This window comes from Campylobacter concisus (genome assembly GCF_050447485.1).
GTDB classification, from domain to species: Bacteria; Campylobacterota; Campylobacteria; order Campylobacterales; family Campylobacteraceae; genus Campylobacter_A; species Campylobacter_A concisus_BQ.
This window is the reverse complement of sequence record NZ_JALMFY010000001.1, coordinates 1,687,088-1,701,883: the sequence shown is the minus strand read 5'-3', so window position 1 is coordinate 1,701,883 and position 14,796 is coordinate 1,687,088. Positions and strand designations below refer to the sequence as shown.

At 33.5% G+C, this 14,796-nt stretch carries 19 protein-coding genes and 1 pseudogene; 11 read left to right on the top strand and 9 right to left on the bottom strand.

What is annotated here, in order from left to right:
- Positions 1-21 precede the first annotated feature (21 nt).
- Both MTT29_RS08610 and MTT29_RS08605 read right to left on the bottom strand, forming a co-directional pair.
- Positions 22-729, bottom strand: coding sequence for a hypothetical protein (locus MTT29_RS08610; RefSeq protein ID WP_429800345.1), 708 nt, complete (start codon positions 727-729; stop codon positions 22-24).
- Positions 730-809: 80 nt separating this feature from the next.
- Positions 810-1,808 (bottom strand): Cj0814 family flagellar-dependent secreted protein, encoded by a 999-nt coding sequence (locus tag MTT29_RS08605; RefSeq protein WP_429800344.1) that lies wholly within the window; start codon positions 1,806-1,808, stop codon positions 810-812.
- 74 nt (positions 1,809-1,882) lie between these two features.
- On the opposite strand from MTT29_RS08605, the gene MTT29_RS08600 reads away from it, so the two are divergent.
- From MTT29_RS08600 to MTT29_RS08590, 3 genes are read left to right on the top strand one after another with little or no spacing between them, the layout of a single operon-like run.
- The gene (locus MTT29_RS08600) at positions 1,883-3,067 is read left to right on the top strand and encodes a recombinase family protein (protein WP_021092745.1); all 1,185 of its coding nucleotides are present in this window, start codon (positions 1,883-1,885) and stop codon (positions 3,065-3,067) included.
- A 6-nt stretch (positions 3,068-3,073) separates the two neighbouring features.
- Entirely contained in the window at positions 3,074-3,469 is a 396-nt protein-coding gene (locus MTT29_RS08595) for a DUF4368 domain-containing protein (protein WP_429800343.1), read from the top strand.
- A complete protein-coding gene (locus MTT29_RS08590) occupies positions 3,411-3,725 on the top strand; it encodes a hypothetical protein (protein ID WP_429800342.1) in 315 nt (104 codons plus the stop codon). The genes MTT29_RS08595 and MTT29_RS08590 overlap by 59 nt, the downstream gene beginning before the upstream one ends.
- Before the next feature lie 2 nt (positions 3,726-3,727).
- Here the strand turns inward: MTT29_RS08590 and dcm are convergent, their stop codons facing one another.
- Entirely contained in the window at positions 3,728-4,909 is a 1,182-nt protein-coding gene (gene dcm, locus MTT29_RS08585) for a DNA (cytosine-5-)-methyltransferase (RefSeq protein ID WP_009495138.1), read from the bottom strand.
- Positions 4,910-5,011: 102 nt separating this feature from the next.
- Here dcm and MTT29_RS08580 point away from each other — a divergent pair, with 102 nt between their 5' ends.
- The 8 genes and pseudogenes from MTT29_RS08580 (at position 5,012) to MTT29_RS08545 (ending at position 9,423) form a co-directional block, all read left to right on the top strand.
- Positions 5,012-5,929: a type II restriction endonuclease gene (locus tag MTT29_RS08580; RefSeq protein ID WP_009495139.1), complete on the top strand. Its 918-nt coding sequence runs from the start codon at positions 5,012-5,014 to the stop codon at positions 5,927-5,929.
- A 77-nt stretch (positions 5,930-6,006) separates the two neighbouring features.
- Complete coding sequence (locus MTT29_RS08575; RefSeq protein ID WP_009295467.1) at positions 6,007-6,360, top strand: cupin domain-containing protein; 354 nt, start codon at positions 6,007-6,009, stop codon at positions 6,358-6,360.
- A 501-nt stretch (positions 6,361-6,861) separates the two neighbouring features.
- Positions 6,862-7,050 (top strand): annotated as a pseudogene (locus MTT29_RS08570) (DUF3847 domain-containing protein); the annotation flags it as partial.
- Positions 7,051-7,807: 757 nt separating this feature from the next.
- Positions 7,808-8,152, top strand: coding sequence for a hypothetical protein (locus MTT29_RS08565; RefSeq protein WP_009295465.1), 345 nt, complete (start codon positions 7,808-7,810; stop codon positions 8,150-8,152).
- 201 nt (positions 8,153-8,353) lie between these two features.
- On the top strand, positions 8,354-8,578 hold the full coding sequence (locus MTT29_RS08560) for a hypothetical protein (RefSeq protein ID WP_009295464.1): 225 nt from the start codon (positions 8,354-8,356) through the stop codon (positions 8,576-8,578).
- The gene (locus MTT29_RS08555) at positions 8,532-8,891 is read left to right on the top strand and encodes an ATP-binding protein (RefSeq protein WP_009295463.1); all 360 of its coding nucleotides are present in this window, start codon (positions 8,532-8,534) and stop codon (positions 8,889-8,891) included. Before MTT29_RS08560 ends, MTT29_RS08555 begins: the two co-directional genes overlap by 47 nt.
- Positions 8,892-9,188, top strand: coding sequence for an ATP-binding protein (locus MTT29_RS08550; RefSeq protein ID WP_107698022.1), 297 nt, complete (start codon positions 8,892-8,894; stop codon positions 9,186-9,188).
- Positions 9,189-9,249: 61 nt separating this feature from the next.
- On the top strand, positions 9,250-9,423 hold the full coding sequence (locus MTT29_RS08545) for a transposon-encoded TnpW family protein (protein ID WP_009295461.1): 174 nt from the start codon (positions 9,250-9,252) through the stop codon (positions 9,421-9,423).
- A gap of 670 nt (positions 9,424-10,093) precedes the next feature.
- Here MTT29_RS08545 and MTT29_RS08540 read toward each other — a convergent pair.
- The 6 genes from MTT29_RS08540 to MTT29_RS08515 all read right to left on the bottom strand — a co-directional run bounded on the left by MTT29_RS08540 (position 10,094) and on the right by MTT29_RS08515 (position 14,722).
- A complete protein-coding gene (locus tag MTT29_RS08540) occupies positions 10,094-11,686 on the bottom strand; it encodes a mobilization protein (RefSeq protein WP_429800341.1) in 1,593 nt (530 codons plus the stop codon).
- Positions 11,687-11,733: 47 nt separating this feature from the next.
- The gene (locus MTT29_RS08535) at positions 11,734-12,063 is read right to left on the bottom strand and encodes a plasmid mobilization protein (protein WP_072595324.1); all 330 of its coding nucleotides are present in this window, start codon (positions 12,061-12,063) and stop codon (positions 11,734-11,736) included.
- A 366-nt stretch (positions 12,064-12,429) separates the two neighbouring features.
- Positions 12,430-12,717: a type II toxin-antitoxin system RelE family toxin gene (locus MTT29_RS08530; protein WP_021084979.1), complete on the bottom strand. Its 288-nt coding sequence runs from the start codon at positions 12,715-12,717 to the stop codon at positions 12,430-12,432.
- On the bottom strand, positions 12,707-12,958 hold the full coding sequence (locus MTT29_RS08525) for a type II toxin-antitoxin system Phd/YefM family antitoxin (protein WP_084042015.1): 252 nt from the start codon (positions 12,956-12,958) through the stop codon (positions 12,707-12,709). The genes MTT29_RS08530 and MTT29_RS08525 overlap by 11 nt, the downstream gene beginning before the upstream one ends.
- 304 nt (positions 12,959-13,262) lie before the next feature.
- Positions 13,263-14,027: a DUF996 domain-containing protein gene (locus tag MTT29_RS08520; RefSeq protein ID WP_429800340.1), complete on the bottom strand. Its 765-nt coding sequence runs from the start codon at positions 14,025-14,027 to the stop codon at positions 13,263-13,265.
- Positions 14,028-14,572: 545 nt separating this feature from the next.
- Complete coding sequence (locus tag MTT29_RS08515) at positions 14,573-14,722, bottom strand: hypothetical protein (protein ID WP_429800339.1); 150 nt, start codon at positions 14,720-14,722, stop codon at positions 14,573-14,575.
- Positions 14,723-14,796: the final 74 nt, after the last annotated feature.

Sequence of the window (14,796 nt, the reverse complement as noted above, 5' to 3'; positions counted from 1 at the left end):
GTGCTAGATATAAAGATAAATTTAAACCTTTTTATCGACAACCTTTTTACCATTTTCTTCAAGTTTTTGCATGATACGAAGCACATCGATACCTCGTTCTCTCTCAAGTTTTTGAAGCTTGAGCAAATATGAAAATTTCTCATCCTTAGTAATGTCATAAGTTTCTAAATTTTTGCTATGTCCCTGAATAGGCTTAAAGGATTCTTCTTTTATATCATTTGAGCTTGGCTTATTGTTTTTATTATTTAAAATTCTTTGAGCTTCTTCATTCATAGCATCTACTTGTGCGAAAAAATCTTCATTGCTCTTTTCTAGCTTCTCTGCCATCCTTGCTCTATCTTGTAGCCAGCGTTCTTTAAATTCACTGATACTAAGGTCAGCTGAGTTTAACAACTCATCGCTAATATCATCAGATATCATTGGCATAAAATCGCCTGTCTTGCTCTCTTGTATAAAGTGCAACAAAGAATTTGCTTCGTCATTGCTTATCGTGCTATCAAGTCCTGTTGCTTTACCCCAAATGGTTATCCTACCATCAGCTGCAATACCACTCATGTAGTTTCCAAAAATGCGCTGAAGAGCACTATTTGCTACAGCGTTATTGCTATCATCGTTTATTTTATTTTTATCAGGTTGTTGCTCTGCTTTTGTTTGTATGTTTTTCTCTTCCGCTCCAGCTGGCTCATACCTCATATTTTGATATGTAAATCCATTTACACTGCTTATCATATTTAAAAGCCTTTTGTTTGAGTGAAATTTTCTTAGTTTGTAAATCGACCTTTTAATAATTTAGTTTATATATGATTTCTCTACACAAAAGTCTTGCTAATAGAGCTTATCCTCTCACTCCAGGAATTTGCTAGAGAATTTATATCCTCTCTAGTTGGCTTAAATTTCTCATACTCGTTTGAAGTGACACTCTCTGCGCCAATGTTCTTTGATCTTGCATACATTAAAAGGGTTAGCTCTTTTAACCTTTCTTTTATGAGCACTTTTATGCTCTCGTTGTCCTTGCCCACTTTTTCAAAATCCACAAAGTACTCTTTATGCTCTCCAGTGCTTGAGATATCATTTAAGGCAGCGCTACTAAGCTTAGTCTTTGCACTATCACTTGGTAGTGGTCTAGAACTGCGTAAAAATCCCATAAAAAGAGCCTCTTTGCTGTAACCTTCATCTGACTTATAAAAAGAGATATCAGGATTAAAACTAAACTCATCACCTGCTTCACTCATCGTAAAATCAACCTCTTTTACTATGAGCCTAACGCCTGCACTTGAAAGCTCTTTACTTAGAGACTTAGCGCTATTTAGCTCATCAGTGCTAGAGTAGATGTTTGAGATAGTAGAGTTTGATAGATCTTTTAGTAAGTGTCCTTTGGCATCGTAGCTAGTGCCTTTTGTGCTGTAACCTTTTGGTAGTTTGCCTATATCTGCAAGGGTGTAGCTCTTTTTATCATCACCTAAAGTGCTAGACGTCATTTGGTCAAATAGTCTGTAGTAGTGCTTTATGGTGTCAGCCATATCGATGTTATCAAAGATCTTTATCTGCTCGTCTTTGCTCTTGATGCGGTTTAGTACATGGTTGCGCTCGGCAAATCTACTAAGCTCATCAAGCGTGCTTTTGTGAATTTTAAAGTCCTGTGGCAAGTCTGCAGCTTTGTTAAAGTCAGCTCCCATAAAGCCAGCTTTATCTACTGTGTAGCCATAAGCTTGAAGATCACTGAAATTTAAAGAGATGAGGCTGTTTTGTGAAGAAGAGATATAGTTAAATTTAGCTGGCTCTTGGAGTAATAGAATTAAGGAGAACACTTAATCACTATATTAGTGAAATATGTACTTCTTAATTCTTTTTTATTTAAGAAACTAAGAGAAAGGGGGTAAAAATGAGGAATTATGAAAAGATAACAGCACTCTATGAGAGATTAAGTCGTGATGATGAACTTCAAGGAGAAAGCAATTCTATTGTAAATCAAAAGAAAATCCTTGAAGAATATGCAGGTAAAAATAATTTAAGCAACATCATACATTTTACAGATGATGGAATAAGCGGAACACAGTTTGATAGACCGGGCTTTATGGCAATGATGAACGGAGTTAATCAAGGTAATATAATAGGTTGTATAATCGTAAAAGATATGAGTAGACTTGGCAGAGACTATCTTAAAGTCGGTCAATGTATGGAAATCTTAAGACAAAAGGGAGTTAGGCTCATTGCTATCAATGATAATGTAGATAGCTTTTATAGAGAAGATGATTTTACCCCTTTTAGAAATATTATGAATGAATGGTATACAAGAGATACTTCAAGAAAAATACAATCTACATTCAGGTCAAAGGGGGAAAGCGGAAAGCATACGGCAAGCTCTCCACCTTATGGATATATCAAAGATGAAAAAGACAAAGATAAGTGGATTGTAGATGAAAAAGCAGCGGAGATAGTAAGGAGAATATTCAATCTGACCATGCAAGGCAATGGTCCGTATCGAATAGCAAAGATATTGGAAAGTGAAAAAGTAGATATACCTGCTTACCATCAGCAAAAATTAGGATATGGACTACATCAAAGCAAAGTGTTTGAACATCCTTATCGTTGGTGCAGTTCTACAATTGTAAGTATCTTAAAGAAACAGGAATATTTAGGTCATACTGTAAACTTCAAAACAAGAAAGCATTTCAAGGATAAGAAAAGCAAATATGTATCTGAAGAAAACTGGCTGATATTTGAAAATACCCACGAGGCAATTATAGACCAAGAAACCTTTGATAATGTGCAAAGGATAAGAGGAAATGTAAAAAGGTATCCCGATGGTTGGGGAGAATATCACCCTTTAACTGGGCTTATGTATTATGCAGATTGTGGCAGTAAAATGTATGTTCATAGAACAAGTAATTACAAAAATATTCCCTACTACACTTGCAGTGCTTACACGAAAGTACCCTGTGGAACGCTTTGTCCATCTACTCACAGGATAAAAGCGGAAGCAGTCTTAAACCTTATACAGGAAACCTTAAAAGACATTAAAAAATATCTTGATGAAGATCACGAAGCCTTTATCCGTTCCATTTAAAATGAAATGGAAGAAAAGGAAAAAGTAGAGATAGAAAAGAAAAAAATAAGATTAATGGAAAGTAAAAACAGGCTTCAGGAACTTGAACGATTGATGTGCCGTATTTACGAAGATATGATACTTGAAAAAATACCAAGTAATAGATATGAGATACTTAACAGTCAATATGAAACAGAGCAAATAGCTTTAAGCAAAGAAATTAAAGACTTAGAGTTTGCAATATCAAGATATGAAAAAGAAACAGATAAGGCGAAAAAGTTTATATCTCTAATAAGCCGATATGAAAATTTTGATGAACTTACAACTACAATGATAAATGAGTTTGTAGAAAAGATTATTGTTCATGAAAGGAATAGAAAAGGTAGTCAAACATCAAAGCAAAAAAATAGAGATATATTTTAATTTTATCGGTAACTATGAGCCACCAAAAGAAGAATTGACTGAAGAAGAAGAAAGATTAAAAATTGAGGAAGAAAAGAGAAAAATCAAGGAAAGAAAAGATAGACTTCATCAAAACTACTTAAAGCGTAAAGTAAATGGAAAACAACAGGAATATGAGGAAAGGTATAAGGCAAGGAGAGAACAGAGAAAACAAGAAAAATTAAAGGTTCTGAAAAGGGCAGGTATACAAGTTAATAAGTTAGAAAAAAGAGATTGAAGTTAGTCAATCTCTTTTTTAGTACAGGTATCAAGTATATCAATTATGTTATTTGCAATTGCATGGATAACAGTAACGGCAACAGAATTACCAAACTGTTTGTAACTTTGAGTATCACTTACAGGAATGATATAGTTTTCGGGGAAGCCTTGAAGTCTTGCAGCTTCACGAGGTGTTAGTTTTCGTGGATTTTTTCCTTTTTGCTCAATAAGTATTTCACTCCCGTCTTTATAATATCTTGCAGATAATGTATTTGTATAAGGACTGTTTTCATTGAACAATGTGTAACCAAATCCATTTCCCTTTATTTTATGTTCTTTCTTTCGTCGTTGATGACCTTGCCAAAGTGCATTTGAAATGGTGTATTTAGTATCAACATTTTGCTCTAAAATATTTCCCACAGAAACATCTGGGCAGGGAGGAATTGGAAAAGAAAAATCTTTATAGTTATCTATTTTATCCTTATCAAATCCAACAATGTAAATACGCTCTCTATTTTGTGGAACACCGAAGTCTTTTGCTTTAAGTATAATAGAATGAACATCGTAGTTTAAATCCTTTAATGTTTTTTCTATTGTTTTATAGGTACGACCTTTATCGTGAGATTTTAGGTTTTTGACATTTTCAAGAAGAAATGCCTTAGGTCGTTTCTCTTTAATAATTCTTGCAATTTCAAAAAATAATGTTCCACGAGTATCTTCAAAACCAAGCTTTTTACCGGCTTGACTAAATGCTTGACAAGGAAAACCACCGACAATAATATCATGATTAGGAATATCTTTTTCAGATATTTTTGTAATATCTCCAAAAGGAGTTTCACCAAAATTTGCCTTATATGTTTTTACTGCAAATTTATCAATTTCACTACTGAATACGACATTTGTTTTACCTGTTTGGTAAAATCCAAGCCTTGTACCACCAATTCCGGCAAATAAATCAATGATTTTATAGGGGGCATTTTCATTATTAGGGAAAGGTACTTTTTCAGGAAATGATAAAATATGTTTCAGCTCAATGGACGATGGCTGACTTTCTCCATTTTCCCATCTGCGAATTGTCCTATCTCCGAATTTGGACATACCAACAGCATCAGCTAATTCTTTTTGAGTCATTTGTAATCTGATACGCTTATTTTTTATTAAAATAGCAGGGGAATTATCTATGATTTGTGGTATAATATTCATATATATTCTCCTTTTTATATATGTTATTTCAAGGACTAACTGTCCTCTATTTGACACTATTGTACCATATAGAAGAAAATTTTTCAAGAAAGGAAAAGAGTTATGGCAAATATTTCTCTTGATGAATATAAAAACTTAGTTAAAGAAAAAAGGAAAGAAGGCTTTAAACAGCCTTATGACTTAGTTTATGATAATTTTATTACATTAGGATACGACAAAGTCCCTAAAGAATTCTTTTTAAGTAATGCAAGTGAAGTTGTTGAAAAACTTAGAAATAGCTGTTGGAGTGAATTTCAGCCATTAGAAAAAGACTTTACTTCAAAAATGCTAAAAGAGTTAGTTGATGATGAGTATATCAAAACTCTTACACCAATAGAGGCAATTACTTGGTTTGTGGAAGAATTTCCGGAACATATATATGCTTTGACTTTGTCAAATACTCAAAGTAGGAGGAGTAGAGCAGGTAAAGAATTTGAAAGTATTATAGAACTCATTTTGATTGGTGCAGGGATTCCACTTGACAGTCAAGGTAATATAGGTAAACAAGAGTTTGTCAATAAAGGTCTTGGTAAATTGGTAGATTTAGTTTCTCCGGGTGTTTTAGAATACATTGTAAATAAGAGAAATACTGTCTTAATTAGTGCAAAAACCACATTAAGAGAAAGATGGCAAGAAGTACCTGAAGAAATGGGAAGAACAGGTGCAAGAGAAATGTTTTTAGCAACTCTTGATACTTCTATTAGCTCTGATGTATTGAACACTCTATATGAGGCTAATATACAAGTTACAACAACAAAAAATATAAAAGAAACATATTATTCCGATAATGAAAGGGTATTAACCTTTGAAAAGTTGGTTGAAATATGTTTAGACAATGTTTCTCATTGGAAAAATTTCAACTACACAGTAGAACAAAATGAGCAAATGATAGAGCTTATCACTAAGCAAATTGAAAAACACCAAAATCATAAATTTGTAGAAGAATATTATGATGAACGATTAAAAAACATAAAGAAGTAGACAAATTAGAATTTGTCGGTATATCATTAAATCGCATTTTTTCGATTAAACTATGGAATACAAAGGAGCAAATAATCATGAGCGAACAGAGAATCTATTGCATGGACCTTGTAAAAAAAGAGGATCCGGAAAAGGCTGTCAGAACACCGTTTTATCAGACAGAATCTACAGGCGGATCGGTCTGGGTTATCAAACCCGGTCAGACATTGCAAAAGCACTATCACCACAATTCCGACGATATATGGATCGTCCTTCAGGGAGAGGGAATATTCTACCCCCAGCCTAATGAAGAGGTTCCATTCAAGAAAGGCCATGTCATAGTATCGAAGAAAGACTCCTGCCACGGAGCAAAAAATACTGGAGATGAGGATATCATCTTTGTAAGTATAGTAGCACCTGTCCCTTCCGACTATGATCCTATAAACGAGTGACAGGAGAATAAAATTCCCGTTTGACAAAGGATTGTGATTATACTTGAGAAAGAAAAATGTTTATATAACATTGGGATACATAGCTGTATATCTGGTGATATATTGGTGAGAGCAACTTGATTGGTTGGCTATTTACTAATATTCCAACTGGTGAGCATAGTTATTTATATGGTTGGTTGCTCAGTAGTAATCTGTTTTGGTATGCACTTGCGATTTCTGCGCTTCCTTCTCTTTGGGGTAAGTTTAAGTTTTCGGCTGTTACTACGGCGGGATTTATTGTAGGTATTGTAGCAGGCATAATCGTTGAGAAATACAAGAAGTAAGTCAAATTTCAGTTTGTCGAGCTGAATAATACAGATTCAAGACGATAGAAAGTAAAACATCTATCGTCTTTTCTTATGAAAAAAACTTGAAAGGAGATGAAATTTATGGACAATAAAAACAGAATTAGAAAAAGTAAAAGAAAAGATTGAAAGCAAGTAAGAAGAAAAAAAATATGAAAAGAAACTATCTCAGCTTAAAAATCAGGAAAAGAAAATCAGAAAGCAAACGAGCCTTGAAGAAAGAAAAAAGCGAAACCATAGATTGATAGAGCGAGGAGCAATCTTAGAAAGTTTAATTGAGGGAGCAAGCGAGAAAAGTAATGAAGAAATAAAGGCTATTTTGCAAAGAGCATTTCAAAAAGACTAAGAAACGCAAGGACATAGTATAATTGTAATTCCCTTAGATTTTCTAAGGGCGCAATTATACACCCTTTAGGTGTCCTTGCGACCTGCGGTGCTTTTACCCTTGCGGGGAGCAAAGAAAAAAGCCGAAGCATTTTTCCGTATTAAAGGCAAAAGACAACTGAATATAATTCATTCGCTTTTTTATCATCAAGGGTAAAGCACATTCACTATCGCTCACCCTTGACAATAAAAATTTGAAACAGATAGCTTACATTAAGCCGACATACTGAAACAACAAAAGTCGGCTTTTTCTATTGTACCGTTTCAAAACGCTCATTCAGTTTATAGAAAAGCAAAAGTATTTTTAAGACCGACATCTAAAACAACAAAAGAAAAATAAGAAGATGACAAATGCCACATTCCCAAAATGGGAGTGTACCTAAATCAAAGACAGTACTAATCAAAGGGGGTAGTGAAACACGACTTCCTTAAAAGATAAAAGGAGTAACGATTTGTTGCTACATTTTCATAACAAAAGATAGGAGAGAAAAATGGCAGATAAAAGGATGTTTTCAATAAAGATAGTGGATAGCGACTTATTTTTGGATATGCCATTAAGTAGCCAATGCCTGTATTTTCATCTATCTATGAGGGCAGATGATGATGACTTAAAAATTCTAATTACAAAAGGTTTTGTAATTGTCTTTTAAAGAGGGGTTATAGTCATTACCTATTGGAAGATAAATAACTACATCAGAAATGACAGACGAAAAGAAACGATGTATCTTGAAGAAAAGCAAAGTATAACGCAAACGGAAAATGGAGCATATATCAAGGTTGAAAATCTTGGTATACCAAATGACAACCAAGTGTCAACCGTTTGTCCGCATAGTATAGTTAAGGGTAGATTAGATAAGAGGAGAATAGAACAGGTTGCCCCAGTGTCCCTTTATGGAGAGTATCAAAATATTCATTTAACCGATGAAAAATACCAAAATCTAAAAGATAGGCTGAAAGGTCATACAGATACAATGACTGAAAAGCTATTAAGATATATCAAAAGTAAAGGCACAGACTACAAAGACCACTATGTAACAATCCTTAATTGGTATGAATTGGTATGAACAGGATAAAGAAAAGCTATCACAGAAAAATAATCAAAATAAAAGCCATAGAACCTATTCAACCAACTATGAAGACAGCGACAGCCTATAAAAGGTGTTTTTAAGGGTTTAATCATAAAAGAGGTGTCAGACTATGGTTAAGATAAAAATAAGCCTTAAAAACGCATTATAGAGCCTGATGTAGAAAAGGAGACTAAAATTATGAATGATAAAGAAAATATGATTACTACAAAAATTCAAGGGACAGATTTTATCTACAACAAAGATACTCACTATGAAGAAGACGGACATATCTATTGCAAGATTTGTAATGAAAGAATAGACGGTAAGGTAATTCCGATGTTGGATAAGCCTATGATTATCAGAACGGCTTGTAAATGTGATAGAGATAGAGCTGAACAAGAAAAAACTGTTAAAACAAGATAGGTTGAGACAAAGCTGCTTTATATCCAAAAATCAAATAGCCTACACCTTTAAAAATGCCGATGAAGATACAGATAAGGAAATCATCAAAAAAGCAAAGAACTATGTAAAACATTTTGAAGAAATGAGAAAAGATAATGTTGGACTGTTACTTTACGGAAATGTAGGAAGTGGCAAGACCTATGTAGCTTGTGCTATTGCCAACGCTATAATTACAGAATATAGCCATACAGTAAAAATGAGGAACTTTGCACAGATATTAAACGACTTACAAAAAGGCGGCTTTAATCTTGATAGAAACGAATATATCGAATAGATAACAAGCCCTACCCTACTAATTCTTGATGATTTTGGAATAGAGAGAAATACAGAATATGCCTTAGAGCAAATTTACAATGTAATCAATGCAAGATACCTAAAGGCAAGACCAACCATTATAACTACTAACCTTAATTTCAAAGATATAGAAAAAGAACAGGAAGATATAATGCTTGGCAGGATTTATTCAAGGATAATCGAGATGTGTTTACCTCTTAGGATAACGGGACTTGATAGAAGAAAAATACAGAGCAAAGAAAAGCTGAAGAAAGCACAAAACTTAATAGATGAATGAGAGCGATTGGAAAAGTAAAAAATTCTAATCGCTTTTTAATTGCAAGAAAAGGAATGATGATATGCAAAAAAATAATACAGAAACAAAAACAATAAAGAAGATTGGAAAAACTACCTATGAAGTTGTTGTACATTTTAATAAAAATACTACTGAAACAATGCAAGACAAATTGAAACGCATAATGCTTAGAGAAATTGAGAGTGAAAAACATCAAAAAAATGATAAAAATGATTAGAAAGTCCTTGACAAGTTGTTACAGGTTTGGCTCGCTAATCTTTTCTTTGGTCTTTTGGTTAAAAATATCACTAAAATTTGCAGACCTGCCTTGTTTGTGCTGTTGCTTAGTGTATGAATTTATATTGGTGCTTAAGATGCTAATATCATTCGTGGTTTGCCTCCTAGCTTCTTGCTTTTTAAGTTTTAATTAAAGTAACCATAAAATAATTGACTATCCAAATTTATCAGTCAAAATAAACAAGTGACAAATATGCCAATCACAAAAATTACAAAAATTTACTTTTACTAAGTCATTCTTTGGTGGGACTGATTTAATTCCAGTATGCGCCAAAATTCAATTCAGATATTAGGGCGAGCATACTCTATGTAGCTACAAAATGTTACCATTTGCATCTCCATAGAGGCTCGCAAGGATAGCTTGCCGCTCCCTTGACCCACGCTTAAAAAATATTTTCTTTATTAAAGTGGCCATGCAAGATAGGCTTTTTTTAATAAAAGCTTAAGTTGATTAAAGGCAGCCATAAGAACAAAAATAATTAGACTAAATTATTTTTTATGATCTACAAAATATATTTTAGTATATTTTTAAAATGGCAACGTAACAAATAAGGTTTTTTGGAAGTAATAAATGAGATGATTATGTAATAAACTTAGTAGAGTCTCTACGTTTAAAACATATCTAGACTTTGAGTTTTTTCCTTGCATACATCACCCACATGGTGATATATGCTGGCTTTTTGGGAGTATTCACGCTCCTCTATAAATTCTCTACATATTCTTGTAGCATCTTGTGCTCTATCTGTAAGCTCTCGTATTCTTCTCTCAAATTTTGGAATTTTTCTTCTAAATTTTCTAATTTTTCTTCCAAGCAAGATATTGAACTCTCGTACATATCTCTTTGTTGCTGCAAAGATTCCGTTAAGGCGTCGTTGCAATCTTTGTTCAAGCTCTTGACTTTCTTTGTTAGCTCTGTCACATTTGTCTGTAATATCGCGAGCTTCTTCTCGCAGTCTTGTTGCAAATTCATTGTTTCTAATTCGTGCTTGCTCCTTTCGTCTTCGATCGTCTTCGTCAAGCGCTCGTTCTCTTCTAGCAATGCTTTCTCTAATGCTGTCATCCTCTACTCCATTTTCATTAATATAAATTTCCTGCTCTCGTTCTCTATTATCTCTTTGTCTTTTGGAATCGATATGTAATACTCCCTCTGGGTCTTGTCCGCAGTAGGTTGGCTGTATCTCCATTGTTTTGGTATCGTCCAAGCTACTTCTTCCTTTAATATCATTGCGTGCACTACCCAGCCAATTGCTATTCCCAAAATTAGTGCGGTAGCCGCTGATAGCGAGATTATCACCGATCTGTCCTTGTGATGCAAGGATATTGTTTTTTGAAGTTCTTTCGACATATCTTTCTTGATTAAATCTATCTCTTTTAGCAATAAGCTCCTCAAGTTTTCGCCTATTTTCTCTGCACTCTGCTTGTGTATTTCTATCATGGAATTCTCTAATTCTTCTGCTTGAGCTTTGGCTGAGTTCTCCAAGTCTTTGAGCACTGGTGAAGTCTGCATCGTATATTCCTCCTTTTAGACGATTTTTTGTTTTTTTAGTAGGCAGTATGATCGTTATGCCTTTTTTGTTGATCCTGGTTATTTCGATACCATTTTGTTTAAGAAGTTCAATCATGTGGTCTCTATTTTTAATATAGCCTTGCTTAACCAGATCGTGCAACTTTTGGTCTAGCTCTTCTAAATTTTTATAATGATTGATGTTTTTCTTGCTAGACAATATAGTTTGCTCTTTTGCTGGATCATCTGGACTTGATAGTCCATACTCATCGTTAATGATCTTTTTGATTAGATCTATTCTCGTTTGATCATATTTGGCAAAATAAGGATTAAATGACCTGTCTGTTTCAAGATCTATCTTAGGGATAAGGAAATTTAACTCAAGCCGTCCATCCTTGTCTGAGTGTTCTACCCATAATACATTTGTACGTTCAAGCATATATTCACCCAAAAGAGCGTATTCAAAATCCTTAATGATTTTTAGTTTTTGCTCTTCAGTCAAAAAGTCATACTTCTCTTCAAATGATAAAACACCAAAACAGGTCTTTTGTTTATAGGTGATGCCTTTTATAATAGCTCTAGTTAAATTTTCATCACCTTTTATAACTCTTGCTGTTCCAGCAGCTTTTCTCTCATTTAAAAGATAATTTATGCTCCCAAGGCCACCACCAGTATAAGTACGAAGAAATTTAACTAGCATCACTAGTGCCTTTATTTGTATTGATGCAAAGTAAATCAAGCAACATATTATTTACCCAATGCTTCATACACTTTATGTAAGACATCATTATCGTCCGCTATGATCTCAATACCAACTCTATCTAGGCTTTGCCCACTATTTAATTTGGCAGCTATTTGGTTCATGTTTTGTCCATGTCTAGATAGTTCAGCTAAAAGCTCTCTCATAATTGGTGCATAAATCTGCTTAGACAACATAGCTCTTAGGGCAAATTTTGAGAAAGTTAGGCCACTTTCTTGTAATTTATCATTAATTACCAACCATTCTGCATTACTTAGCCTAAGTCTTTTAGTTATGACTTTGGTTACCTTGCGTTTTTTTATCTTTTCAGAACTCACGTAAATTTACTCCCAATCTAAGAAGAAGCCACTCAAAAAATCCTATGCCATAAAAATTTTTGTCAGACTTGCTCTTTAAATATCTTTTAAGATTATTTTATAAAATTTCACAACCTAAAACAAGGAATTCGGTAGGCTTCAGGCCGCTAAAATGCGTGTTTTTTAAAAATACTATGAAATATATAATATAATTTTTGTAGCTTTTAAATTTCTCTTAAAAATTTAGTCTAGTATGAAATTAAGAAAATAAAATAATAAAAATGTAGGGGGTTATACTCATCATAAAAGAGCACTTTAGATAGGACAAGCTAGCAATATGAAATTAACTGCTAACAGATCAAAGATAACTAAAGTCTAGCTTTATGCTTAGTTAAATTTATCCTTTAGCATCTCATACACTTCGTTATTCTCTCTTTTGCCGACAACTAGCACCAATACTACGATCTCGTCATCTTTTACTTGATATGCCAAGCGGTAGCCGACATCTCTTAGCTTGATCTTGTAGACATCTTCATAGCCTCGTAGCTTGTCTTTGGTAACCTTTGGGTTTTCTAGACGCTCACTTAGCTTCTTTTTAAACTGCACTTTTATGCTATTGTCAAGCTTTTGCCACTCTTTTAAAGCACTTGGCAAGAACTCTAACTCATAACTCATCTAGACTTACTTTTACTGGTTTTTCACCACTTGCTAGAGCAGCGTCTACTGCTTTACTTAGATGATACTCTTCTATTATCTCTGCCATTTTTTCATAGACAGAGCTGGGTACTAGATAGGCGCTAGGGACATTGTGGTTTAGTATAGCTACAACATTATCTCCAGCTTGTTTTAAAATTTGAGCTGGAGACTTTTTTAGCTCGCTTATGCTAGCTGTGAAATTTGCTTGTATGGTTTGCATTTTTATCCTTTATTTAATACCTAAAATAATACTAAATAAGATATAAAGATAGTCTTAAAACTCATGCTTTGAAATTTGCCCCTATTCATTTTCATACGATACCATCTCTACTTTAGCCTTTAGTGTATTAGCGTTAATGGGCTTGGCATAAGTGTTTAGCAAAATTTTATACTGCAAACTTACTATACACAAGACACTATCCCTTAGTGTTAGTTTTACTAATATCAATTAAATATGAGTTTTGTGTTGTATAAAGAAAGAAAATCGGACCAGAAAATTCTTGTCCGATTTATGATTGAAGTTTTTAAGCTGCTTTAACCTCTTGCAATCTATACCATGCGATGATTTGTAAAACAAATGCCACAATCAACAAGATATAGCCAATGAATATGAATATAGTAATGGTTCCAACAACCGAACCTATAAAATAGTAGAGGAAAAATTTATCACCAGATATGTTTGAAAGCTCGTTATAGACTTGAAATTCTTTGAAAAATGCATAAATCATACCTACAACGCCCGCTAAGCCTAAAATGACGCCAAAAATAGCGCCTGTCCCACCAGCATTTGCATAGCCAGAACCCATACCAGCAAAGCCTAATGCTCCAGTTATCGCGCCGATTGAGATCAGGATAGTCGATGCTACCGCGACAACTAGATATAAGATATAGTTTTTCTTTAGTGTAGGACTACCGACTTTATCTGATAGCTTAAATATAGCAAACAACATACATAAAAATCCAGCGATAAAAAAGATAAATCCGATGAAAGGGATAATGCCCAAAATAGGTAAAGCAGAGCCTGCTAATCCCAGCGTTCTAATGGTAGATAAATCATTGCTTTTAATATCAAAATTTATGTTATCTAAATTTAGATTCATGGATTTTGCTTTTGTGAGATAGATTTGTTTTGCAGTTTGTCCATCTGCGATAAAATCAACCTCATCGCCTTGTTTTAAAACTATGGCAGCTCCGTCTTTTGCCACAGACGCTACGTCTTCTTGTAGATAAGTAAAACGCTGATCATCAGCATTTAATATTATGCCAGGAGCTAATACAGTCCCTTTCATGTCTATTCCTTTAAGATTAAGATAAAAAGGCTTATTATAGATTTGTTAAACAAAGTGTTGGCTTAAGTTTATAAGACATAAAAATATTTTTATAAAAACTAAATAATGTAGAGGGATTATGTGTAACTTTATAGCATTAGCTTCTCTTTTTAGTATAAGAACTTATATAATAGGTCAATCTCTAATTAAATTTTTGAAAAGCAATTAATTTAATTGCGAGAATCTCAGGCTAAAGAGTGGATTATATTTTAGGCATTGACTCTTTCTCCTTCTTTCCTCTCCCCAACCATCTCTATAACACTATCATCATAGATCTAAATAAAACAGCAATATAGATACTACTAGAGCTAACTGATCGCAATTGTGATAAAGTAGCTATAAAGTATCTTAAATAGGCAAAGAAAGAGATTATGTTATTTATGATAAAAAATTAATAGGAAATAGTTTTTTAAATTTTTTGGATTTGTGGCGTAGTTGTAAATTTAAATAGTAAATATTTTAATTTTTTATAAAGTCCTCTTTTTTACGCTTAGCAAAATTCTAACTCATATCTCATCTAAGCTTACCTTTACTGGTTTTTCACCACTTGTCAGAGCAGCATCTACTGCTTTGCTTATATGATACTCTTCTATTATTTCTACCATTTTTTCATAGACAGAGCTAGGTACTAGATATGCGCTAGGGACATTTTGCACTGAGTTATCCTACTTGAAATTTGCATAAATATAAATTTTTAGTGCCAAATAAGAGTTTTTAAATAATAAGAAAT

What these genes read in the sequence shown, in the direction of transcription:
- dcm (WP_009495138.1), bottom strand. Translation starts at nt 4,909, where the DNA reads ATGAATATTATACCACAAATCATAGATAATTCCCCTGCTATTTTAATA.
- MTT29_RS08525 (WP_084042015.1), bottom strand. Translation starts at nt 12,958, where the DNA reads ATGCAAACCATACAAGCAAATTTCACAGCTAGCATAAGCGAGCTAAAA.
- MTT29_RS08590 (WP_429800342.1), top strand. Translation starts at nt 3,411, where the DNA reads ATGAAAGGAATAGAAAAGGTAGTCAAACATCAAAGCAAAAAAATAGAG.
- MTT29_RS08575 (WP_009295467.1), top strand. Translation starts at nt 6,007, where the DNA reads ATGAGCGAACAGAGAATCTATTGCATGGACCTTGTAAAAAAAGAGGAT.
- MTT29_RS08520 (WP_429800340.1), bottom strand. Translation starts at nt 14,027, where the DNA reads ATGAAAGGGACTGTATTAGCTCCTGGCATAATATTAAATGCTGATGAT.
- MTT29_RS08560 (WP_009295464.1), top strand. Translation starts at nt 8,354, where the DNA reads ATGAATGATAAAGAAAATATGATTACTACAAAAATTCAAGGGACAGAT.
- MTT29_RS08595 (WP_429800343.1), top strand. Translation starts at nt 3,074, where the DNA reads ATGGAAGAAAAGGAAAAAGTAGAGATAGAAAAGAAAAAAATAAGATTA.
- MTT29_RS08610 (WP_429800345.1), bottom strand. Translation starts at nt 729, where the DNA reads ATGATAAGCAGTGTAAATGGATTTACATATCAAAATATGAGGTATGAG.
- MTT29_RS08540 (WP_429800341.1), bottom strand. Translation starts at nt 11,686, where the DNA reads ATGCTAGTTAAATTTCTTCGTACTTATACTGGTGGTGGCCTTGGGAGC.
- MTT29_RS08565 (WP_009295465.1), top strand. Translation starts at nt 7,808, where the DNA reads ATGTATCTTGAAGAAAAGCAAAGTATAACGCAAACGGAAAATGGAGCA.
- MTT29_RS08580 (WP_009495139.1), top strand. Translation starts at nt 5,012, where the DNA reads ATGGCAAATATTTCTCTTGATGAATATAAAAACTTAGTTAAAGAAAAA.
- MTT29_RS08530 (WP_021084979.1), bottom strand. Translation starts at nt 12,717, where the DNA reads ATGAGTTATGAGTTAGAGTTCTTGCCAAGTGCTTTAAAAGAGTGGCAA.
- MTT29_RS08545 (WP_009295461.1), top strand. Translation starts at nt 9,250, where the DNA reads ATGCAAAAAAATAATACAGAAACAAAAACAATAAAGAAGATTGGAAAA.
- MTT29_RS08600 (WP_021092745.1), top strand. Translation starts at nt 1,883, where the DNA reads ATGAGGAATTATGAAAAGATAACAGCACTCTATGAGAGATTAAGTCGT.